This is a genomic window from Breoghania sp. JC706, from assembly GCF_037026715.1.
In the GTDB taxonomy this organism is placed as follows: domain Bacteria; phylum Pseudomonadota; class Alphaproteobacteria; order Rhizobiales; family Stappiaceae; genus Breoghania.
On sequence record NZ_JBANCG010000008.1, the window covers coordinates 273,290 to 294,846 of the forward strand.

20 protein-coding genes are annotated in these 21,557 nt (G+C 65.9%); 3 read left to right on the forward strand and 17 right to left on the reverse strand.

Annotated elements, in window-relative coordinates:
• The first annotated feature begins 377 nt into the window (after positions 1–377).
• The gene (locus V2L18_RS18085; protein WP_336179699.1) at positions 378–2,135 is read left to right on the forward strand and encodes a HAMP domain-containing methyl-accepting chemotaxis protein; all 1,758 of its coding nucleotides are present in this window, start codon (positions 378–380) and stop codon (positions 2,133–2,135) included.
• A 122-nt stretch (positions 2,136–2,257) separates the two neighbouring features.
• On the opposite strand, the gene V2L18_RS18090 is transcribed toward V2L18_RS18085, so the two are convergent.
• From V2L18_RS18090 to V2L18_RS18115, 6 genes are all read right to left on the reverse strand, one after another.
• On the reverse strand, positions 2,258–3,142 hold the full coding sequence (locus V2L18_RS18090; protein ID WP_336179701.1) for a DMT family transporter: 885 nt from the start codon (positions 3,140–3,142) through the stop codon (positions 2,258–2,260).
• A gap of 140 nt (positions 3,143–3,282) precedes the next feature.
• Positions 3,283–3,492, reverse strand: coding sequence for a hypothetical protein (locus tag V2L18_RS18095; RefSeq protein ID WP_336179702.1), 210 nt, complete (start codon positions 3,490–3,492; stop codon positions 3,283–3,285).
• Positions 3,493–3,542: 50 nt separating this feature from the next.
• Positions 3,543–3,752: a hypothetical protein gene (locus V2L18_RS18100; protein WP_336179703.1), complete on the reverse strand. Its 210-nt coding sequence runs from the start codon at positions 3,750–3,752 to the stop codon at positions 3,543–3,545.
• A 367-nt stretch (positions 3,753–4,119) separates the two neighbouring features.
• Positions 4,120–5,163: a DUF6352 family protein gene (locus V2L18_RS18105; protein WP_336179704.1), complete on the reverse strand. Its 1,044-nt coding sequence runs from the start codon at positions 5,161–5,163 to the stop codon at positions 4,120–4,122.
• Positions 5,156–5,671, reverse strand: a complete 516-nt coding sequence (locus V2L18_RS18110) for a DUF6505 family protein (protein WP_336179705.1) — start codon at positions 5,669–5,671, stop codon at positions 5,156–5,158. Before V2L18_RS18110 ends, V2L18_RS18105 begins: the two co-directional genes overlap by 8 nt.
• A gap of 189 nt (positions 5,672–5,860) precedes the next feature.
• A complete protein-coding gene (locus V2L18_RS18115) occupies positions 5,861–6,220 on the reverse strand; it encodes a helix-turn-helix domain-containing protein (RefSeq protein ID WP_336179785.1) in 360 nt (119 codons plus the stop codon).
• Between the two features lie 636 nt (positions 6,221–6,856).
• Between V2L18_RS18115 and V2L18_RS18120 the strand changes: the two genes are divergently transcribed.
• Entirely contained in the window at positions 6,857–7,723 is an 867-nt protein-coding gene (locus V2L18_RS18120; RefSeq protein WP_336179706.1) for an SDR family oxidoreductase, read from the forward strand.
• A 241-nt stretch (positions 7,724–7,964) separates the two neighbouring features.
• Here V2L18_RS18120 and V2L18_RS18125 read toward each other — a convergent pair whose 3' ends face one another.
• The 11 genes from V2L18_RS18125 to mntR form a co-directional block, all read right to left on the reverse strand.
• A complete protein-coding gene (locus V2L18_RS18125; protein WP_336179707.1) occupies positions 7,965–8,129 on the reverse strand; it encodes a hypothetical protein in 165 nt (54 codons plus the stop codon).
• Positions 8,126–9,427 carry a c-type cytochrome gene (locus tag V2L18_RS18130; protein ID WP_336179708.1) on the reverse strand — a complete coding sequence of 434 codons (1,302 nt, stop codon included), beginning with the start codon at positions 9,425–9,427 and terminating at the stop codon, positions 8,126–8,128. The genes V2L18_RS18125 and V2L18_RS18130 overlap by 4 nt, the downstream gene beginning before the upstream one ends.
• Before the next feature lie 414 nt (positions 9,428–9,841).
• On the reverse strand, positions 9,842–11,005 hold the full coding sequence (locus V2L18_RS18135) for a formate dehydrogenase subunit gamma (protein WP_336179709.1): 1,164 nt from the start codon (positions 11,003–11,005) through the stop codon (positions 9,842–9,844).
• 97 nt (positions 11,006–11,102) lie between these two features.
• Positions 11,103–11,315 carry a hypothetical protein gene (locus V2L18_RS18140; protein ID WP_336179710.1) on the reverse strand — a complete coding sequence of 71 codons (213 nt, stop codon included), beginning with the start codon at positions 11,313–11,315 and terminating at the stop codon, positions 11,103–11,105.
• A gap of 222 nt (positions 11,316–11,537) precedes the next feature.
• Positions 11,538–12,137 carry a formate dehydrogenase FDH3 subunit beta gene (gene fdh3B, locus V2L18_RS18145; protein ID WP_336179711.1) on the reverse strand — a complete coding sequence of 200 codons (600 nt, stop codon included), beginning with the start codon at positions 12,135–12,137 and terminating at the stop codon, positions 11,538–11,540.
• Between the two features lie 15 nt (positions 12,138–12,152).
• Complete coding sequence (locus tag V2L18_RS18150; RefSeq protein ID WP_336179712.1) at positions 12,153–15,155, reverse strand: molybdopterin-dependent oxidoreductase; 3,003 nt, start codon at positions 15,153–15,155, stop codon at positions 12,153–12,155.
• Positions 15,156–15,446: 291 nt separating this feature from the next.
• The gene (locus tag V2L18_RS18155; protein ID WP_336179713.1) at positions 15,447–15,644 is read right to left on the reverse strand and encodes a twin-arginine translocation signal domain-containing protein; all 198 of its coding nucleotides are present in this window, start codon (positions 15,642–15,644) and stop codon (positions 15,447–15,449) included.
• A gap of 406 nt (positions 15,645–16,050) precedes the next feature.
• Positions 16,051–16,704, reverse strand: coding sequence for a molecular chaperone TorD family protein (locus V2L18_RS18160; protein WP_336179714.1), 654 nt, complete (start codon positions 16,702–16,704; stop codon positions 16,051–16,053).
• Entirely contained in the window at positions 16,697–17,395 is a 699-nt protein-coding gene (locus tag V2L18_RS18165; protein ID WP_336179715.1) for a DUF3306 domain-containing protein, read from the reverse strand. The genes V2L18_RS18160 and V2L18_RS18165 overlap by 8 nt, the downstream gene beginning before the upstream one ends.
• 167 nt (positions 17,396–17,562) lie before the next feature.
• Positions 17,563–18,747, reverse strand: a complete 1,185-nt coding sequence (gene apbC / locus V2L18_RS18170; RefSeq protein WP_336179716.1) for an iron-sulfur cluster carrier protein ApbC — start codon at positions 18,745–18,747, stop codon at positions 17,563–17,565.
• Between the two features lie 146 nt (positions 18,748–18,893).
• Positions 18,894–19,349 (reverse strand): manganese-binding transcriptional regulator MntR, encoded by a 456-nt coding sequence (gene mntR / locus V2L18_RS18175; RefSeq protein ID WP_336179717.1) that lies wholly within the window; start codon positions 19,347–19,349, stop codon positions 18,894–18,896.
• 815 nt (positions 19,350–20,164) lie between these two features.
• Here mntR and V2L18_RS18180 point away from each other — a divergent pair.
• On the forward strand, positions 20,165–21,442 hold the full coding sequence (locus V2L18_RS18180; protein ID WP_336179718.1) for an Nramp family divalent metal transporter: 1,278 nt from the start codon (positions 20,165–20,167) through the stop codon (positions 21,440–21,442).
• The last annotated feature ends 115 nt before the right edge of the window (positions 21,443–21,557 follow it).

Sequence of the window (21,557 nt, forward strand, 5' to 3'; positions counted from 1 at the left end):
CGCACATCTCGGTTGCCCACGGGCCTTACTCTCGCGCGTCAATCCGGGCGACGCATGCACTGCGCCGCGCCCTTCCGAAATCCCTCAGATAAAAATCAAAATGTACTCATCTTTCTTACTGTTTTTATTACGTAATGTTACCTGCCGCCGACCAATTTTACCGCGCCTTAACGCAGAGACCGATTAACTGCGGACCTCTTGAGATTTCCACGTCCGGAAGTTCCGCCAATGCTTTGCACGCTGCATCTTGTCGTCTCGGGCCTTTTCCGTCCGGACGCGCCCGGTTCCATTCGCGACCTTTGCCGGGCGCTTGCGGAGCGTTGTTCCCCTCCCCTTTTGGCCCCGTCCCCTTCGGCCAGGCCCATCACGAGGCATCGATGAACAGCACGTCGCGGTTCGCCCTGAAGTCGGTTTCGACGAAAATCCTGATCATCGTGGAGATCGTGACGGTCTTCACCCTGATCGTCGCCGCCGTCGCGATCCTCCAGATGGCGCGCATCGGCGGCGAGATCACCAGCATCGCCGAAAAGGACATCCCGCTCACAAGGACCGTCAACGCGGTGACGACGGGCCAGCTGGAACAGGCGATCCTGGTGGAGCGCATGCTGCGCTACGGCAATATCGAGGTGCCGGATTCCGGCCGGCTCTACGAGGAGGCACGCGCCTCCTTCTCAAAGCTTGGCGAAGAGGTGAACAAGGCAATCCTCGCGGGAAAGGCGATCGCGGAAAAGGCGCTTCAGAACCCGCGCGGCGATGCGGAAGCGGCCGCCATCACCAAGCTCCTGACGCAGCTCGACGACATCCGCTCCGCCCACGCCGGCTTCGACGCGCATGTCGATGAAATCGCGCAGCTGATCGAGCAGGGCCGGCAGTCGGATGCGGAAGCGCTCGCGGTCACGATCGAGGCGGAAGAGGAAGAACTCGACCAGCGCCTCGTTGCCGTCCTTGCCTCAATTCAGGGGTTCACCGCCAAGGCGGCGACGACGGCCGAGGCGCACGAGAAATCGGCGTTCTGGCAGCTTCTGGCCATATCGGTGCTGTCGGCGGTGCTCGGCATGGCGCTTGCCACCTATTTCGCCCGGCGCGGCATCGCCCGGCCGCTGGTCGCGGTCTCCGATGCGCTGGTCGCGCTGGCGCGCGGCGACACCAGCGTCAGCGTTTCCGTCACGAGCCAGGACGAGGTCGGCCGCGTGGCGAACGCCTTCGAGACTTTCAAGGAGAACATGATCGAGGTGGAACGCCTGCGCGCGGAGGCTGCGGAGGAGGAGGAACGCATCGAGCAGGAAAAGCGCGAAACGATGCTGCGGCTCGCCGACGAACTGGAGCGCACCGTCAAGGAGATCGCCATGCAGCTTTCCGCCGCCGTGGAGGAACTGTCGACGGTGGCCATCGCCATGGCCGACAACGCCACCCGCACGCGGGAGCGCGCAACCGCCGTGGCGGCAGCCTCCGAACAGGCGTCCAACAATGTGCAGACGGTCGCCTCCGCGGCCGAGGAACTTTCCGCCTCGATCTCCGAGATCAGCCGCCAGGTCACCCGCGCGCTGACGCTTTCGGCCGACAGCACCAGCCAGGCACGCTCCTCCAGCGAGACGGTGGAAACCCTGTCGGCCTCCGCGTCCAAGATCGACGAGGTCGTCCGGCTCATCTCCGACATCGCCAGCCAGACCAACCTTCTCGCGCTCAACGCCACGATCGAGGCCGCGCGCGCGGGCGAGGCCGGCAAGGGATTTGCCGTAGTGGCCTCGGAGGTGAAGAACCTCGCCTCCCAGACCGGCAAGGCGACGGAGGACATCGGCAACCAGATCCAGCAGATGCAGTCGGGCTCGCAGATGACGGTGGAGGCCATCGTCGGCGTCGCCAAGGCGATCGCCACCATCGACGAGCAGATCACCGGCATCGCGTCTTCGGTGGAAGAGCAGAACGCCGTCACCGCCGAAATCGCCCGCAATGCCGGCGAGGTGGCGGAAGGCTCCGTCGATATCTCCAGCAATATCAGCGAGGTCAGCCAGGGCGCGACCGATGCCAGCGCCGCGGCCGAACAGGTGCGCGTGACGGTGCAGAGCCTGGGCGAACAGTCGAGCCTTTTGACCCGCGAACTCGACCGTTTCCTGACCACGATCCGCGCGGCTTGAGCCGGAACCGGTGAGCCCGGTCACGTAACCGCGGTGGCGCGGGCGGGCTCACGACGGTCGCATGACCCAGGCCGCGTGCCCCAGGCCGCCCGTTGTTCCCCCGTGCCCTCGCGCCTCGTTCCTCAGGCTCTGGCCCGGCGTGCCAGCGCGCGCTCGCGCAGGAAGGCGTAAACGCCGGTGACGATCAGGATGGCGATGCCGGCAAGCGTCGGCCCGTCGGGCACATCGCCCCACACGAGATAGCCGATGAGGATCGCCCAGATGACGATCGAGTAGCGGAAGGGCGCGACCACGACCATGTCGCCGGAGCGCACCGCGATAATGATGAAGACGAACCCCACCAGCATGAACACGGCCGCCCCGCCCAGCAGGGCCAGGATATGCGGCGCGGGCACGATCCACGTTTCGAACGGCGCCATGACGGGTCCCACCAGGCACGTGATCGTCAAAACGGAGGCGAAGGCGGCGGCGAAGGTCTTGACCTCTGCGGGCATGGCGCGGGTCGCGAGATCGCGCACCGCCATGCAGGTGACGCCGACGATCGCCGACAGCGACCAGACGGAGAAGCCGACAAAGCCCGGCCGCACGATCAGCAGCACACCGCAAAAGCCCGCCAGCACCGCGCCCCAGCGGCGCCAGCCGACATGCTCGCCCAGGAAGACGGCGGAGGCCGCGACGATGATCAGCGGCAGGGCCTGAAGGATGGCGGTGGCGTTGGCGATGGGCAGATGGGCGAGCGCTGCGAGATAGAACACGGTCGCGCAGGTCTCCGCGGACGCGCGCAGGATCACGGCCGGATGCAGCAGCACCTTCGGCCGGGCGAGCGCCCCCGTCGCCCAGGCGCAGGTGCCGATCAGCAGGCAGGCGAAAAACCCGCGCATGAACACGATCTGACCGATCGGCAGGTCCTGGGAGGCATATTTGACCATGGAATCGTTGAGGATGAAGCCGGCCGATGCCACCAGCATCGCGGCGATTCCGCGTCCGTTTTCCCGAAAATCGCTCATTCCCGCCCCTGACCGGCCGCCCTGCCGCCGAAGCGGAACCTGGCCGACCATTACAGAGGACGGCGACCAAAGGGAAGCCGCAAGGTCAGCGCGGCGTCAACGCGCCGCCCTCGGCCGCGTTTCCGGTCTAAAGCCCGCGTTCAGGCGGCCCCTTCCGGGCCCCTGGAGGCGACGCAGGCGGAGCGGCGCAGCGTCCAGCCGGGATGCGCCTCCAGCCAGCGCTTCGCCTCCGGTTCGCCGTAACGGGTGCATTCGGAGGCCGGGACATGCTCGGCAAAGAACGGCAGCTGGACGACCTTGCAGGTCGCCGGCTCCTGGGCGAGACAGACGGACAGCGCGAGGATCAGCATGGGCACCTCTCTTGATCCGCGAAACGGCAGCTTGCGGGGGGAAGCCCCGCTCAGATGGCCTTTTCCAGCCTTTCGGCCGGCACGCAACGCCACTTCTTCACCCGCCAGGCGGGATGGGTCATGTTCCACTTGGCGATTTCGGGCTGCCCGTAACGCATGCACTGCATGGGCGTTGCGCCATTGGCCAGATAGGTCAGGTTGACCTCCTTGCAGGTGGCCGGCGACTGGGCGAGGCAGACGGACAGGGCAAGTACGAGCATGTCGATGATCCGATATTTGCCTTTCTGGAAGGCTGTTTTCAGGTCAGACGCTCCCTCCCTGAGCACATTTGTTGCCGTTGCAACCCGATCGGCACGGGCTTGATCCGGTCAGCTTACTGTCGAGCAAGAAGTGCGCCATTGAAATCCGTCCGATTACGCCCGTAGTTGAGCGATCCGGAAAAGCCCCGCAGCGCATCCGGCGAAAAACGTCGCCCTCGATCCCCCCGCCGTCATTGCCCGGCGAAGTCCGGGCAATCCATCGCCAGCCGCAGCATTCGGGGGGCGCGCTGGATCACCCGGACAAAGCCGGGTGATGACGGTGGAGACACCGGCTTCCGCCGGACCGAACCAACCCGGCGCCGCCTGCCTACTCCGCCCGCCTCAGCGGCAGGTTCACCAGCAGGTTCTGCGGCTTCACCTTCACCTTGCGGTCCGCCGTCATGGCAAGGCCCAGCCACACCGGCTTGCCGCGCATGGTGTCAATCACCGCGCCCGGATCGGCGAATTCAAGCCGGAACAGCGCGACGATTCGGTCGAGTTCCTCCGGCGGCAGCGGCGTCTGCTCGTAAAGGGCGTTGAGGATGCGGCTTGCCTGCGCATCGAGCCCGACATGCCAGCTCCAGGCCGCGTCGCGGATCGACTGTTGCGGCTGGATGCGCACCTCAAGCCCGTGAAAATGCCGGATCCATGCCTCCAAAACGCGGGCGAAGGCATCGAGCGCGGGCTGGGTGAAGCGGAAATCGATGGCCGTGTCGAAGCGGTCGGAGCGGTCCCAGTAGATCGCCTTGTTGTCCTCGTCGAGCACATCGAGCGACACCTCGCGCGGCCGCGTGCCGGCCTCCACCAGCAGCGCACCGAGCCCGCCGAGGCCGCCCGACTTGGCGTGCATCTCCACGATCTCGCTGTCGGCCAGCATCAGCCGGCCGCCCTCGGTAGACACGATCTGCTCGCGAAACAGCAACTCCCCCGCCCGCACCCGGATCGGATCGGAGACGTCCGACAGGATGTTGCGCGCGATCAGATGCACCATCTGGTCGAGGATCATCGCCGGCAGCTGCGGCGCATCGCCTTCAAAGAGCGCCCGGTAGGCGCCCTCGATGGTGCCGTGCGCCAGCAGAAAATCGCGAAACCCCAGGATGAAGCGATAGCTGTCGGCAGCATCCTCATCGGCGATCGCCGCGATCTCGGAAGGAGCGACCGCGGCGCGCGGGGCGGCCATCAGCTTTTCGAACAGCGCGTGTTCGGCGGCACACGAGCCCTCCACCGGATGGAGCTCGGGCCGCGTGTAATAGGCGCGCAGGTAGTCGTCCGTCACCGCGAGCCAGCCGTTTTCCGTGCGTTCGACCAGATGTCCGCCCGCAGACTTCCAGAATGCAGACTTCCAGAATGCGGACTTCCCGGATTCAGCCATCGCTCCCCCCGCGCGCCGCGCCCTCCTCCACCACATCCCAGATCCGCGCATGCGTGGCGGGCGCCCCATCGGGCCGCTTGACCAGCCGGAACGCCTCGCGGATGCCGCCGCTCTCATCGTGGCCGCGCGAAACGGCGAGCAGGGTATCAAGCGGCTGTCCCTGCGCCAGTTCGCTGGCGAAGGCGATCTCGCCGCGCGCGACCGGCAATGCGGCGGCCATGTCGGGCGCACCATAGAGCGCAACGAAATGGGCGGCGAGCGCCTGCACCAGCCCCTCCAGTTCGCCCTTACCGATCTGCGCCACCTCCACCAGACTGGCACGGCCGAAGCTTTGAAGCGACAGGAAGCCGTTGGCGAAGGCCTGCCGGCGCTTGCCGGTGATCTCTTCGGGCTCCATCTCGCAGAAGGCGAAGCCTCCCGGCACCGCCCATTCGCCCGGCTCCGCAGCGCGCTCGAAGACATGCGTGTCGGAGACGTCGAGGCGGACGGTACGCAGGAAACGCGGCATCGGAAGGATCCTGAGGTTGGGTGGCGGGCAGGTCTTGCCCCCCGGCGCCGGCGCGGCCGCGCATTTACTCGGGCACGCTCCGGCAGGCGGGGTCGTCGATCATGGAGACTACGCGATCGGCGGCGAAAATGAAGGCGGTTTGCGCATTGAGAGTGAACGGAGCGATAGCGGCGGCGTGCTTTTTCTCCCTCAGCCGGCTTCCAGCGCATCGTAGCGCGTCCGGTTTTCGCGGATCTCGGAAAACCGCTCGTCCGCCCACAGCACCAGTGCGCCGAGCGGGCCCAGGATGGAACGGCCGAGCGGCGTCAGCGCATATTCCACGCTCGGCGGCTTGGTTGGAAAGACGGTGCGGCTGATCATGCCGTCGCGTTCGAGATTGCGAAGCGTCAGCGTCAGCATGCGCTTGGAGATATCGGGCACCTGCCGGCGCAGAGCGGAAAAGCGGCACGGCTCGCGCGACAGCCTCAGCAGGATCAGCGTCGTCCACTTGTCACCGATCCGGTCCAGCACGTTGCGCACCGGGCAGCCGTGAAAGTCCGCGTTCGCCATGCTGCCGCCAGCGGCCTGCCCGAATATCTCCCATGTCTCCAGCAGCCCGCGCAGCGCATCGGCGGGCCCGGCTTCGGTTTCGTCGTTCATGTCATCTCCTTGTAAGCCTGGCGCTTGCCGCCTCCCTCCGTTCTCTCCGCCGTCATCCGGCAAGCGATGCGGCACGTCTGTGACGCGTCGCAGATCCGGGATCACTCCTCGGTGCCTGCCGCTCAAGGTCCCGGGTCTGCGCAGCAACGTTGCACGCTGCAGCGCGCCCGGGATCACGCCGGAGAGGCCGGCATGAGCCGGAAAAGGCCTGAATTTCCTGCCGGTTTTACCCGACATCCACCCCACACTCGATGTCATCCCCGCGCAGGCGGGGATCCAGTAACCACAGGATCAAGCCATAGCGCACGGGCCACAAACGTCTCTGGAATGCTGGATTCCCGCCTGCGCGGGAATGACACGGAATGCGAGGCCAGCCTGACGGAAAGCCCACCGTTCGCCGTCTCAACCCAATCCCTCCACCGCAAAGACCGTAGCCGGTCACATTCCTGTTCCCTCGTTCCAGAAAAGTGCCTTCTTTCAACGTCTCTCATTGGTCTCTATTTTAGACCATACCCCATATCGAGACTACATAGAAGGACAGGGACAATGACCACCTATCTCGTCACCGGCGCCAGCGGGCAGCTTGGCCATCTTGCCGTCGAGGCGCTGTTGAAGCGCGTTCCGGCCGCCAATGTCGCAGTGCTGGTGCGCTCTGCGGAAAAGGCCGCGCCGCTGAAGGCGCTCGGGGTCGACATCCGGATCGGCGACTACGACAAGCCGGAAACCCTGGAGGCCGCCTTCAAGGGCATCGACCGGCTGCTGCTGATTTCCTCGTCCGAGGTCGGCAAGCGCGAGGTCCAGCACGGCAACGCGATCGCAGCGGCCAAGCGCGCCGGCGTCGGGTTCATCGCCTATACCAGCCTGCTGCATGCTCACAGCGGCAAGCTCCGCATCCTGTCGGGCGAACACATCGCGACCGAAAAGGCGCTCGCGGCCTCCGGCATTCCCCATGCGCTGCTCAGGAACGGCTGGTACACAGAAAATCTCGTCCAGGCCCTGCCCGGCGCGATCGAGCGCGGGGTCTATGCCAGCGCGGCCGGCGATGCGCCGTTCTCGACCGCCAGCCGCGCCGACTATGCCGAGGCAGCCGCCGTCGTTCTCAGCGCAGAGACGGTCGAGCCCGGCCGGGTTTACGAACTGGCCGGCGATCAAGCCTTCACTCTTACCGAGTTCGTCGCCGAGGCCGCGCGACAAGCCGGCAAGCCGATCGCCTATCACAGCCTGCCCGAGGCCGACTATCGCGCCGCCCTCGTCGGTGCCGGCCTGCCCGCGCCCGTCGCCGACATGCTGGCCGATTCCGATACGGGTGCGGCCAAGGGCGGCCTCTTCGACGACAGTCACACGCTCTCGAAACTGATCGGCCGGCCGACGACGCCCTTTGCCGAGACGATCGCGACGGCTCTCAAGGCCTGAGCCGGGACACGTTTTCGGGCGGGGATTACTCGGCCCGAAGGCCCTCGCGCGCGCCCCTGACCGGCCTGCTCCACGGCAAACGCGGTTCGTCGTGGAGCTTTTCGCATGCGCTTTCGCATATTCGAGAAATGCGAACGGAATTCGAGGGAAATTCGAATGAAATATTAATCGATGACAAAAGCCGCCTTTTGCGGCCCTGAAATCCTTCCGGACGCTCCTGTCAGGCGTCCGGTTCCGCCGCCTATCCCTCTCCGGGCCGCTTGCCCATGCCGGGGTCAAGTCGGACCGAGTTCGGCTCGTTGCGGTAGACGGTGGCGGACGAAAAATCCATCACCTCCGCCAGGATCACCCACGCTCCGATGCCAATGACGGCGCACAGCGCCACGCCCGTCAGAAATGCCTTCATTCCTCTTTCCTCCCCTCGTTCTTGCCCGCCTCGCCCTGCCTGCGCTGGCCTGCGCCCGGCGCCGTCGCCTTCTTCAGGAAGGCGATCAGGGCGTCGCGCTCCTCAAGCGAGCGGATGCGCTGCATCGGCATTTTGGAACCCGGCGTCACCACGTCCGGCCCCTCGTCGAAGAGGCGGGCGATGGTCTCCTCGCTCCACACGATATCGGCTCTCTCCAGAGCCGGCGAGTAGTGGTAGCCGGCGACCGAGCCGGCCTTTCGGCCGAATATGCGGTAGAGCGTCGGCCCGGCACGATTGCCGTCGTCGGGCGTCAAGGTATGGCAAACGCTGCATTTTCGGGCAAATTGCCGGGCGCCGAGATCCGCCCCCTCCACCTGAAACCGGCGCGGCACCGTCGCCTCCACGGTCTCGAACGGCTTGCGCGGTGCGACCTGCCAGAACGAGACGAAATCGTCGAGCCCGGCATAAAGCGCCTCGCTGCCATCGCGCGAAAGTGCCAGTCCCCAGACCGGACCGTAGGGGTTGTCGAATTCCTCCTCCAGCGCCCAGTCACGGGTCGAAAACACCCGGATGCGACCGTCGCCATCGCCGCTCGCCGCCCGCTCGCCATCGGCGGAGACGGCCAGCGCCAGCACTGGCCGCTCGTGCCGGGGCAACACCTTGGCCAGATCGCCGCGCGCGATGTCGATCACGCCGAGGCTGCCGTCGAGCCCGCCGAACACAAGCCTGCCGCCGGCAAGCGCCCGCAAGACGTTGACCGACCAGCCGTTGTCGTAGACTTCGCCGATCGGCGCGCCATCGGGCACCGACCAACTGCGGATCGTGCCATCGTAGGAGGCGGAGAAAAGGTGCGTGCCGTCGGGCGCGAAATCGACGGCATTGACATTGCCGCGATGGCCTCGCAACACGGCGATTTCCTTCATCTTCTCAATATCGTAGAGCCGCGCCGTGTCATCCCATCCGGCAGACGCCGCATAGCGGGCATCGCGGGAGACGGCGACATCCACCACCTTCTGACCATCGCCTTGAAAGCGGGCGAGCATCGTTCCGGCGGCCAGATCCCAGACCGCCAGCGACCCGTCGTCGGAGACGGAAACCGCCCGTCCCCGCCCGGCGAAAACCGCGTCGTTGACGGCCGCCTCATGGCCCTCAAGGCGCTTCTCGACGGTCGCCTCGTCCCCCTCGATCCGCCACAGGATGACCGAATAGTCGAAGGAGGCGGTCAGCGCGCGGGTGCCGTCGGCGGACAGCGCCACCGATTTCACCGGCCCGCCGTGGCCCTTCAGATGCTGCGGCATGGCCTGAGCGGAAGCCGGGGCAAGGCACAGGGCGGCGGCAAGCGCGAGGAGGCGGAGGGATAGGCGGCGGGGTTCGGTTGGAGTTGTGTGTCTGGCTGTGGCGGGCGCTGCGGCTGTGGCCCATCCTTCGAGACGGCCGCTGCGCGGCCTCCTCAGGATGACGTTACCGAGTTGCCAGAAAATCTGAAGCATCAACAAGAACAACGTCATCCTGAGGAGGGCCGTCAGGCCCGTCTCGAAGGATGGGCCACACGTTCGACCTCGCCCACGATCACATATCCGACGACACGCTCGGTCCCCCACGCGACCCTCGCCGCATGTCTTTCCGCAACACCCCTCACACCAGCACAACCACGCCATGGCGCTTCCACACGTCCGAACGCCCCCGCCTTGCCGCACGCCCCCGCTTCACCCTCATTCCGCCGGTTGCGCTTCCGCCCGGCCGGCCTCGCGCTCATGCACTTCCTCCACCCACAGGTTGTGGTGCTCCTTCGCCCAGTTGAGGTCGACGTCGCCGGAGCCCATGGCGTCGAACGCGCCCTCCATGCCGATGGAGCCGATGTAGATATGCGCCAGGATCACGCAGGTCAGGAACAGCGCCAGGATGGCGTGCCAGGCTTGGGCGAGCTGCTGCTCGTGAACCGGGGCGAGATCGGTCGTCAGGCTGGTGCCGAAGATCGCGTTCGCGATCTCGAACGTTCCCGAAAAGAGATGCGTGGTGAAGGGAAAGAGCAGCGCCCAGCCCGAGACCGAGACCGAGACCCCGCCCAGGATCACCAGCCAGAAGATGATCTTCTGCCCGGCGTTGAACTTTCGCGAATCCGGGTGGACGTTTTTCGAAAGCAGCCCGCCCGCCTTCACCAGCCACGCGATGTCGGTGCGGCTCGGGAGGTTGTGGGCGACCCACATGACGAAGACCATGACGAGCCCGGCGATGAAGGCGAAGGCCAGGTAGTTGTGCAGATACTTGCCCCAGTGGGTGATGAGGGCGAAGGCCTCCGCCCCTATCAGCGGCTTCAGGACATAGCGGCCATAGAGCAGGTTCAGCCCGGTCACGCCCAGCACGATGAAGGAGACGGCGATCAGCCAGTGGCCGGTGCGCTCGATCCAGGAAAACCGCGTGATGGTGACGCCGGCCGGCCCGTGTTCGATGCGGATGCGGCCGCGGATGGCGAAGAACAGCGCCAGAAGGATGATCGTGCCGAGCAGCGCCCAGGCGCCGTAGGTGGAAAGCGGCCCGTTGCGAAAGGCGCGCCAGTTGTCGCCCTCCGGCTGGATCAGGATCGCGGCCTTCTTGTCCGGAATGTTGACGGTGCCGGAGACGCCGCCGCGGACCGCGCGCCACAGATCGGCATCCGAGCGGGTGCCGAGAACGTCCCCCGGCACCTGGCCGCCGGTCGGGTTCTGGACAAGGTCCGGCGGCGGCTGGCGCTGGGCGGCGGCAGGCCCGGTGCCGAGGCCCGCGAAAAGAGCCGCGGCCAGCACGGCAAGGACCAGCAGAAAAGCCCGCAGGCCACGCCGAAAACGCCCCGCGTGTTCGCCGGCCCTGCGCCGGTCAAAGCCAAACGCATGTCCCATCCGCCTTCTCCCTCCCGATATGGCCTTGCCAGAGCCGCTTCGCCCGCCCGGTCCGCGCGCACCGACATAAAAGCCGGCGGGACGAAAACCGAAAAAATCAGAAACTCTGCTTGCGGCCGCGCAATTCCAGCGCGCGCTCCTGCTCGGCGCCCAGCGGCGTGTCCTTCTTTCCCTCGTAGACCCCTTGCGTGTAGTGAAGCGGGCGGCCCTGCTCTTCCTCGCGGCAGGAGCCGAGCCCAACCGCCAGCGCTACGAGCGCGGCGACCATGCAGATATTCGTTGGCAGGAAATTCATTGGGCAGGTCGACACCAGTTCTCCTCTCACGTGTCTTTTCCCGTTTCTGTGCCGACCGGAGGCCCGCGCACCGTTTTCCGCCTTGCCGGCGTCCACCCCGTACTCTCCCGTTCGTCATTGCCCGGCTTCGTTCGGGCAATCCATTGCAAGCCACGGTATGTGCGGCGCGCGCTGGATCACCCGGACGAAGCCGGGTGATGACGGTGGAGAGACCCGCTTGCGGGCAACCTTCCGGCGCTATAGCGTGCCGGCCTTCTGTTCATACGCCGTGCCCCAGCCCCAGGCGCCGGAACCGAAACCGCGCGCGACCACGCGCTCGCGGTAGATCTCGGAGACCACGTTGCCGTCGCCCGCAAGCAGCGCCTTGGTGGAACACATTTCCGCGCACAGCGGCAGCTTGCCCTCTGCCAGGCGGTTGCGACCGTATTTCTGGAATTCGGCCGCCGAATTGTCGGCCTCCGGGCCGCCGCCGCAGAAGGTGCATTTGTCCATCTTGCCGCGCGAACCGAAATTGCCGGCCTGCGGATATTGCGGCGCGCCGAAGGGGCAGGCGTAGAAGCAGTAGCCGCAGCCGATGCACAGGTCCTTGGAATGCAGGACCACGCCTTCTTCCGTCTGGTAGAAGCAGTCGACCGGGCACACCGCCATGCAGGGCGCGTCCGAACAGTGCATGCAGGCCACCGAAATGGACCGCTGGCCGGGCTTGCCGTCCTGGATCGTCACCACGCGGCGGCGGTTCACGCCCCAGGGCACCTCGTGCTCGTTCTTGCAGGCGGTGACGCAGGCATTGCAGTCGATGCAGCGTTCGGCGTCACACAGGAATTTCATCCGTGCCATGATCTCGTCTCCCCCTTACGCTGCCCGGATTCGGCAGATCGAAACCTTGTTTTCCTGGATGTTGGTCACCGAGTCGTAGCCGTAGGTGAGCGTGATGTTGCCGGACTCGCCAACCACGTAGGGCCCAGTGCCGTCCGGCAGCTTGGCGGCGATGTCTTGCCCCTCGAAATGACCGTAGAAGTGGTAGGGGATCCAGATGTTGCCCGGCGCCACGGCCTCCGTGACCCGCGCCATCACCTTGATCGAGCCGCCCTCCGGGCTTTCCAGCATCATCATGTCGCCGTTCTGGACGTTGGCGTTGTTGGCGTCGCGCGGATTGACCTGGGCGAACATGTCCTGCTGAAGCTCGGCCAGCCACGGATTGGCGAAAGACTTCGCCCCGCCGCCCTCCATCTCGACCAGACAACCGGACGAGAGCACCAGCGGGAACTCCTTGGAGTGATCCTGGTTCTGGATCGAGGCGTACTTGACCGGCAGGCGGAACCGGCGCGTGTCGGGATAGGTCGGATAGTCGGCGACCAGATCGCGGCGCGGCGTGTAGAGCGGCTCGCGATGGATCGGGATCGGGTCCGGGAACGTCCACACCACGCAGCGCGCCTTGGCGTTGCCGTAGGGCGCGCAGCCATGCTTGATGGCGACGCGCTGGATGCCGCCGGACAGATCCGTCTTCCAGTTCACCCCGCCGACCTTCGCGTCGTAATCCGACGGCCGGTCCGCATCGGCCAGGGCCGCGCCGTCCTTTGCGGGCTCGGCATCGTGCAGCCCCGCCACCCATTCGATCATGGCGCGCTCGTAGGCACTCAGATCCTTGTCCCAGCCGAGCTTCGCCAGCATCGCCATGGTGAATTCCGGATAGCCGTCGCGGATTTCCGAGCCGACCGTGTAGGAGACGCCCTCCTCATCACCCTCCGCCAGAATGTTCGCCCCGCCCCAGTCGTCGGGCGCGTTGACGCCGTAGCGCGCGCGGAAGGGCAGGCCACCCTCGGCCACCGGCTTTGAGGGATCGTAGAGATTGGGCGAGCCGGGATGCTTCATTTCCGGCGTGCCCCAGGCGGGCCAGGGCAGGCCGTAATATTCGCCGTCGAGCGGGCCGCCATTGGCCCTCAGCGTCGTCTTGTCGAAGGTGTGCGCATATTTCATGTGCTCCTTCAGCCGCTCCGGCGAGGCGCCGGTGTAGCCGATGGTCCAGGTGCCGCGATTGATTTCGCGGGTGATGTCCTCGATCAGCGGCTCATCGCCGTTCACCTCGATGTTCCTGAACATTTCGTCCGCGAAGCCGAACTTCTTCGCGAACAGGTGCATGATCGTTTGGTCGGGCCTGGATTCGAAAAGCGGCTCGACCACCTTTTCCCGCCACTGGATGGAGCGGTTCGACGCGGTCACCGCGCCGTAGGTCTCGAATTGCGAAGCGGCGGGCAGGAGATAGGTGCCGTTCTTGCGCTCGCCCATCAGGGCCGACGCCGGGACGTAGGGATCGACGACAACCAGCAGGTCGAGCTTGGTGAAGGCGTCCTGCTGGGCGGGGAGCCGGGTCAGCGAATTGACCGAGTGGCCCCAGAACACCATGGCACGCAGATTGTCGGGCTGGTCGATCTCGTCCTTCGGCATGTTGACGAGTTCGTACCAGCGCGAGATCGGCGTGCCGGCGGCCTCCATCAGGTCCTTGGAGGCAAAGCGGCCGGCGAGATAATCGTAGCTGACGCCCCAGACGCGGGCCCAGTGCTTCCAGGCGCCTTCGGTCAGGCCGTAATAGGCCGGCAGCGTGTCGCACAGGACGCCCATGTCGGTGCAGCCCTGAACGTTGTCGTGGCCGCGGAAGATGTTGGTGCCGCCGCCTTCCTTGCCGATGTTGCCGAGCGCAAGCTGCAGAATCGGCATGGCGCGGGTGTTGTTGTTGCCGATCGTGTGCTGGGTCATGCCCAGCGTCCAGGTCAGGCACACGGGCTTGGACTGCGCCAGCGTGCGCGCCACACGGCGAAGTTGCGAGCCTGGCACGCCGGAGACGCGTTCCACCTCCTCAGGCGTCCATTTGGCGATTTCCTTGCGGACCTCGTCGAGCCCCCAGACGCGGGCGCGGATGAATTCCTTGTCCTCCCAGCCGTTTTCGAAAATGTGCCAGAGAATGCCCCAGATCACCGGAATGTCGGTGCCCGGGCGCGGCTGGACATGTTCGGTCGCATGCGCGGCGGTGCGGGTGAAGCGAGGATCGACCACGATGAAGGGCGCGTTGTTGCGCTCCTTCGCCCGCAGGATATGCATCATGGAGACCGGGTGCGCCTCGGCGGGGTTGCCGCCGAAGGTGATGATCGCCCGCGAATTGTGCATGTCATTGAAGGAATTGGTCATCGCGCCGTAGCCCCAGGTATTGGCGACGCCGGCGACCGTGGAGGAGTGGCAGATGCGGGCCTGGTGATCGACGTTGTTCGATCCCCAGAAGGCCGCGAACTTGCGGTAGAGATAGCCCTGTTCGTTGGAAACCTTGGCCGAGCCGAGCCAATAGACGCTGTCGGGACCGCTCTCCTTGCGGATCTTCAGCATCTCGTCGCCGATCTCGTTGATGGCGTCGTCCCAGGAGATCTTCTGCCACTTGCCGTCGACAAGCTTCATCGGGTGCTTCAGGCGCCGCTCGCCGATGGTCTCGTCGCGGATGGCCGCGCCCTTGGCGCAGTGGGCGCCAATGTTGATGGGGCTGTCGAAGGCCGGCTCCTGGCCGATCCACACGCCGCCCTTGACCTCCGCCTTCACGGTGCAGCCGACCGCGCAGAAGGTGCAGACCGAGGTCTTCATCTCTACCGCGCCGGAGGAATTCTCCGTTGCGGCCTGCGCCTTGCGGACGTGGGAAAGCGGCAGGCCGGCAAGCCCGAGCCCTGCGGCCGCGACGCCGGAGCGCTTGAGGAAGGCGCGCCGGTCCACGGTCGCGCCGGCGATATCGCCCAGCACCCGCGCCATGCGCGCCTGCGCACCGGAGGCCCGCCCCGGCTCAATACCCTGGCCCTGATCGGATTTCTTTCTCAGCATCGTTCCCACCCCTTGGCTTGAGACGACGGAGGCTTTCGCGGCCCTTCCTTGCGACCCGGCCGGGCCGATCGGCGCGAAGGCGACCGAACGCCTTGACTTGAGGACATTCAGCAACTTGCGGACATTCAGCGACTCTAAGAAATTGAATGGCTTGCGCAGAGCGGCCCCGAGGCCTCCGGCGGACTTCCAACGAAAAGCCCCGCCAACAGGACCGCAGACATTGCGCGCCGCGTGCCCCGCCCGAGCGATCGGCACGGAGCCGCCGGAACGCGAACGCCGCTTGCGCGCCGGCTACATCCGCGCGGAGTCGTAATACGCCCTGATGTGCGGACTTTCGGCGTAGCCGCTGCCGGTCTGGGACGCCTCGGCAGCCTCCGCCGCCGTCTCGCCGTCAACGACGAGCGCGACCGCGGCCGCGCCGCTGCCCAGTGTCGCCAATCTGAGGAAACTTCGCCTGTCGACGCTCTCGCGCCGTTGCCGTTCGCCCATTTCTCTTGTCCTCTCCTCACCCTCTGACAGCGGCGGTGGAAACAGGAAAACGCAGCCTCCCCGCCGCCTTATGCCTTTGCCTCCACGGATGCAGACCCGCCCAGGGCCTCTGCGAGACCGCGGATCCGGAAGGGGGCTTCCGCCGATGCGGATCCGTCTGGCATGACAACAGTCGTCTTCGCGACCTTCCCGCCAAATCCGGTAGAAACAAAAGCAAACCGGCCGAAACCGGACATCTTCGCAATCAAACCTGCGCAAAACACAGACGCCCGACACGCAGACTTGTGCAACGCAACAAACTCAAATCTATTATTGTTATTTCCCGCGCAAACACATGATTTTCATGAGCCAAATACGCAGGTTTTTACATATTTAAATTATCATACTCTACGTTATTTGACCAGCATCATGACCCCAGCATGCGAAACGCTTCGCGTTCCGTGCGGAGAAAGACGCGACCGAGGCCGCCGACGGCGGCAAAAAAGCGTTTCGCTTCATCCGCGTCGTCCAGATCGTCGAAGAAACGGTCGGTCCAGGAGAGCAGATAGCGCTCGCAAAAGGCCTTCTGATCGGCGATCGGCGCAGGCGCACCGAAATGGCCGAGGATGAGGCCGGCCATGACTTCGCACAGCGTCGCCAGATGGTCCTCCGGCTCACTCGCCGACGGCATGGAATCGACGCCCATGTCCGCGAGATCCGCCCTCAGGTCCGCCAGCGTGTGACCGAAGAGATGGCCGTCGCGATAATAGGAGGCATAGGGCATGAGCCGGGGCGCGGGTGCGCCGATGAAAAGGGCAGAATAATCGGCCACGACGCCGGGCTGACCGACATTGCGCGCGCAGGCTCCGAGCTGACCGAGCATACGCCCGATGGCCGTGTCGTCGGGTTCGCACCGCTCCAGACGGGCGAAAAGATCGGCGGTGAGCGGCGCCGCAAAAAGCATCGACAGCAGCCGGTAGGTCTCCGCCCGGCCGATCTCCTCCGCCGGCAGATCAATCTCCGCGGTCAGTTGCTCCACCCGGGGAGCGGCGCGATAGGCACGAAAGGCGCGTTCAGCCATCCGATTTTCCTCCCCCTGGCGCACTCGCATCCGTGCGCGGCACCGCATCCGCCTGCGCTTCCGCCTCCCCCTGCCCAAGGCGAGGCCGCTCGTCGCGCCTCGCTTCCGAGCCAGCATCGGCGATCCGGTCCGGCGCGGCCGGTGCGGAAGGCTGGGCGCGTCGCTCCGCCTCGGCCTTGCGGCGAGCGCCGGTTTCGCGGGCACGCATGTCGGACGCGGTGAGCCGCTTTGCCCCGCGCGCCAGATCCTCGGCGGACTGGGCGGCTATGTCCCAGACCTCCTTGAGGGAATAGTCGGTGTCGTAGTCGTTGAGGCCGTCGAGATTTGCGAGCACCGGATCGGAGCGCCACAGCTTGCGCATGGCGAGCTTGTGCAGATGCGCAGGCACGTTCTTCTGCAGGAAGACGGTGAAATCGGAACCGGACGTCAGGCTGTCGATGTCGGGCAGGTCTTCTTCCGTCAGCATGCGCTCGGGATCGCCGTCATCGCCGGCAGCCTCTTCGCCGGAGCGATCCTGCGGCGGCGCCATCGCGGCTGCGGGCACGAGCCCGTCATCGCCGTTCGCGCCGGCCTCCTCGTCTCCTGCCCTCTCGCGCTCGATCTCCGACGCGGTCTTCTCGCCACGCTTCAGCCGGGACCAACGCGACAGAACGCCCTCTCCCTCGACGCTCATCGCCATCCCTTCGCTCATTGCGCCCGTCGCTCGACGTGCGCCGACCGGGGACAATCGCGCGGCATTCAGGTTGGATACGGGATGGTCCCGTCATGCCCGATGGCGGCGCACGCCTCCGATCGGCGACAGTGTGCCGCCGATCGTGGGTTGCCGCAAGGGCATTCGGGTATCGGGCGAAAGGGCGATCAGTCGAAGACGATCGACGGTGCGGCCTGTTCGCCGCCATCGCGCTGGCGCGTTACCTCCGCCCAGACGCGGGAGGCGACATCCCTGTAGAGCGCCGCATGGGTGCCGTCGGGATCGGACACCACGACGGGCGTGCCCGCATCCGACTTCTCGCGGATGTCCATGTGAAGCGGGATCTCGCCGAGGAAGGGAACGCCGAGCTTCTCGGCTTCCGCCCGGGCGCCGCCATGGCCGAAGATGTCGGAGCGCTCGCCGCAATGGGGGCACAGGAAGTAGCTCATGTTCTCCACGATGCCGAGAACCGGCACGTCCACCCGGCGGAACATGTTGAGCCCCTTGCGGGCGTCGATCAGCGCAAGGTCCTGCGGGGTGGAGACGATGACGGCACCGGCCAACGGCACCTGCTGCGCCATGGTGAGCTGCGCATCACCCGTTCCGGGAGGCATGTCGACGACGAGCACGTCGAGTTCGCCCCAGGCGACCTCGCGCAGCATCTGGGTGAGCGCCGACATGACCATCGGCCCGCGCCAGATCATCGGGGTGTCTTCCTCCACGAGAAAGCCCATGGACATGACCTTGAGGCCGTAGCCTTCCATCGGCTTGAGGATGCGACCCTCGACGGGCTCGGGCCGGCCAGCGACATGCAGCAGGCGCGGCATCGAGGGGCCGTAGATATCAGCATCGAGCACGCCCACCTTCAGGCCGTTCGCCTGCAGCGCCAGCGCGAGATTGACGGACGTGGTCGACTTGCCGACGCCGCCCTTGCCCGACGCGACCGCGATGATCGCACCGATGCCCGGAATGCCGGGCTTTTCGGAATTGCCGTTGGAAGCGCCCTTTGCGGCCATGGGCGGCGGCACGGACCCGGCCTGGGCGGCCGAAGGCGCAGGACGCACGGGTGCGGCTGCGGGCTGCGGCGCCGGGCTTCCCGGCTTCCTCTCGGCCGTCAGCGCGACCATGACCTTGCCCACGCCCGGGATCTCGGAGACGATCTTCTCCGCCGCCTGGCGCAACGGTTCCAGTTCCTGTGCCCGCTCCGCAGGCACCGTGATCGAAAAGATGACGCGGCCATCTGAGATGAAAATGTCGGAAACCAGCCCGAGCGAGACGATGTCCCCCTCCAGATCCGGTCCCTTTACCTTGGCAAGCCGGTCAAGAACGGCTTCCCTGGTCACTTCGGCCATAGGCGGATACCCCATTTGCTCGTGTCGCGTGCGATGACGGCGGTTTTCTCTCCGCCCGCTAAACTAGCCGCCCGACGCGCCGGGTCAATCGCGCCGCCAGTGCGCCGGAACGACGCGCCGCGATCGCGCGCGTTGTGCGAAACGGCTCAATCGCGGTCCTGCGCGAAGCGGCGCATCGCGTCGAGCGTTTCGGCGGAAACGTGATGCTCGATGCCTTCGGCGTCCTGATGAGCGGTATCGGGACTTACACCGAGCGCCAGCAGGAAGCGCTCCACGACGTCATGCCGGCTGCGGCTCTCGCGCGCCATGGTACGACCGGCCTCGGTGAGAAAGACGCCGCGATAGCGACGCGATTCCAGAAGGCCGTCCTCGGCAAGACGGCGGAGCATCTTGGCGACGGTGGGCTGCGTGACGCCGAGACGGGCGGCGATATCGACCTGACGCGCCTCGCCCTGATGGGTCAGCAGATCGTCGATCAGCTCGATATAGTCTTCCGCCAGTTCGGTGCGGCGCGCGGCGCGCACCTTGCAGAAGCCGGCCCGGTGCGCCTCCTCGTCGATGAGTGTGTGTTCGGGAGCCTTCGCCCCCTTGCCAGCCCGCATGCCGAGCATCCTTTTCTTTGCGCTTTCCGCCCCCACCGCGACCCGCGCCCCCTACAGGAGCGCGCTTCCCAAGCCTCCTTTCGGGACCGTCACCGGGATTTCCGCGAACCGACCGCGAACCTCTTCCGGGTTCCCCGCCTTTGGCGGGTGCGACCGATCCGGAACGGGGACAGCTTTAGCGCCATGGGACCGACTGCGCCAGACCGCAGCCCATCCGCTTGCACCATCATCCCCCATTCCTCGCCATCTGGCCCCGGCATCCGGTACGCGGCACAAATCCTTTTCGCAGCGGATACTTGCCTTGTTTTCCCAAAGGCCCCCACATCATGCCGCCTCGGCCCGCAACGGGCTGCGACCCCACCGGCCACCGGAATTTTACGAATAATTGTCTTTGCAAACTAACATAGCACAGGCTATATTGGAACAATCTTAAACTTGGTTCCAATCCGGCCGCGACGTTCCCCTGGCGGGTTGGCCCGCCGCAAATCTCATCCGCTCCGCCCGGCGATACCCGGGAGCACTGGTCGCTCTGGCTTCATGGCCGAGCAGTCTCGAGGAACGGCAACCTTGAGGAGCGGCGGTTTCGGGGATGGGCGGCTTGCGGGGCCGGCACGTGCGGGCGCCGGGAGATCGGGGCCAGGGAATTGGGGCCGGGGAATCGAGGATGGAAGATCGGGACGAGTTAGAACCGGGTCTGTTTTCTCGCAACGCCCGGAGGCGACGAGGCCGTGCCGTTCTGACGGTGCGCCGTTCCCTGGGCGGTGCGGACGACAATTAGAGGCTGTGGCATGAGCAACCCTTCGCAGGTTGAGCGGATGAACCTTTCGACACGTACGACCGTCGCCATTCGTGACGCGCTTGCGGGTCGCACCCGCGGATCGATGCTGCTGTTCACCGGCCCTGCCGTCATCGCCTCGATCGCCTACATGGATCCCGGCAACTTCGCCACCAACATCCAGGCCGGCGCGCGTTACGGCTACGCGCTGTTGTGGGTGGTGCTCGCCGCCAACCTGATCGCCATGCTGTTCCAGGCGCTTTCCGCCAAGCTCGGCATTGCCACGGGCAGCAATCTCGCCGAATTCTGCCGCGACGAGTTTCCCCGTCCCGTCGTCTGGTTCATGTGGGTGGCGAGCGAGATCGCGGCCATGGCGACGGACCTCGCCGAATTCCTGGGCGGTGCGATCGGGCTTGCCCTTCTCCTCGGCATGCCGCTCATCTGGGGCATGGCCGTGACGGCGGTGGTCACCTACGCGATCCTGCTGTTCGAACGCTCGGGCTTTCGCACGATGGAACTGATCATCGGCGCGCTGGTGACGCTGATCGGCGCCTGCTACGTGGTGGAGCTGTTCATCGCACCGGTTGACTGGGGCGGGGCGGCCGCCGGCATGACCGGCTTCCAGATCCCCGACGCCTTCGCGCTGACCATCGCCGTCGGCATCGTCGGCGCCACCGTGATGCCGCATGCGCTCTACCTGCATTCCGGCCTGACCCAGCACCGCGCGGGCCCTGTCGACACCGAGCAGAAGCGCAAGCTCGTCAATTATTCCAACCGCGAGGTGATCGTCGCCCTGGCGATCGCCGGGCTCGTCAACATGGCGATGGTGATCATGGCGGCGGCCGCCTTCCATCTCGGCCATTCCGACGTGGCGGAGATCGAGACCGCCTATCACACGCTGACGCCGCTGCTGGGCGTCGCGGCGGCCGCGGTGTTCCTGGTCTCGCTGATCGCCTCCGGCGTCTCCAGTTCCGTCGTCGGCACGATGGCGGGACAGATGATCATGCAGGGCTTCATCGGCTTCCGCATTCCGATCTGGCTGCGCCGGCTCGTCACCATGGTGCCGGCCTTCATCGTCATCGCCATGGGCGTCGATGCCACACAGGCGCTGGTGATCAGCCAGGTGATCCTGTCGCTGGTGCTGCCGATCCCGATGATCGCGCTGGTGATCGCCACGGGCCGGCGCGACGTGATGGGCGAGTTCCGCAACTCGCGCCTGACGCAGGCTATCGCCATTCTGGGCACTCTGCTGGTGCTGTCGCTCAACGGCGTGCTGCTGGCACAGACATTCGGCATTCCCATTCCCGGGCTCGCCTGAGGTCAGCCTTTCCTGACCGGCGCCGCACCACGTCTACGTGCGAATACAGAAGCCTGCACTTCTGTCATAATTGCATTCTAGCTTTCGATGATTCGAATTTTCCGGCGGGACGTCG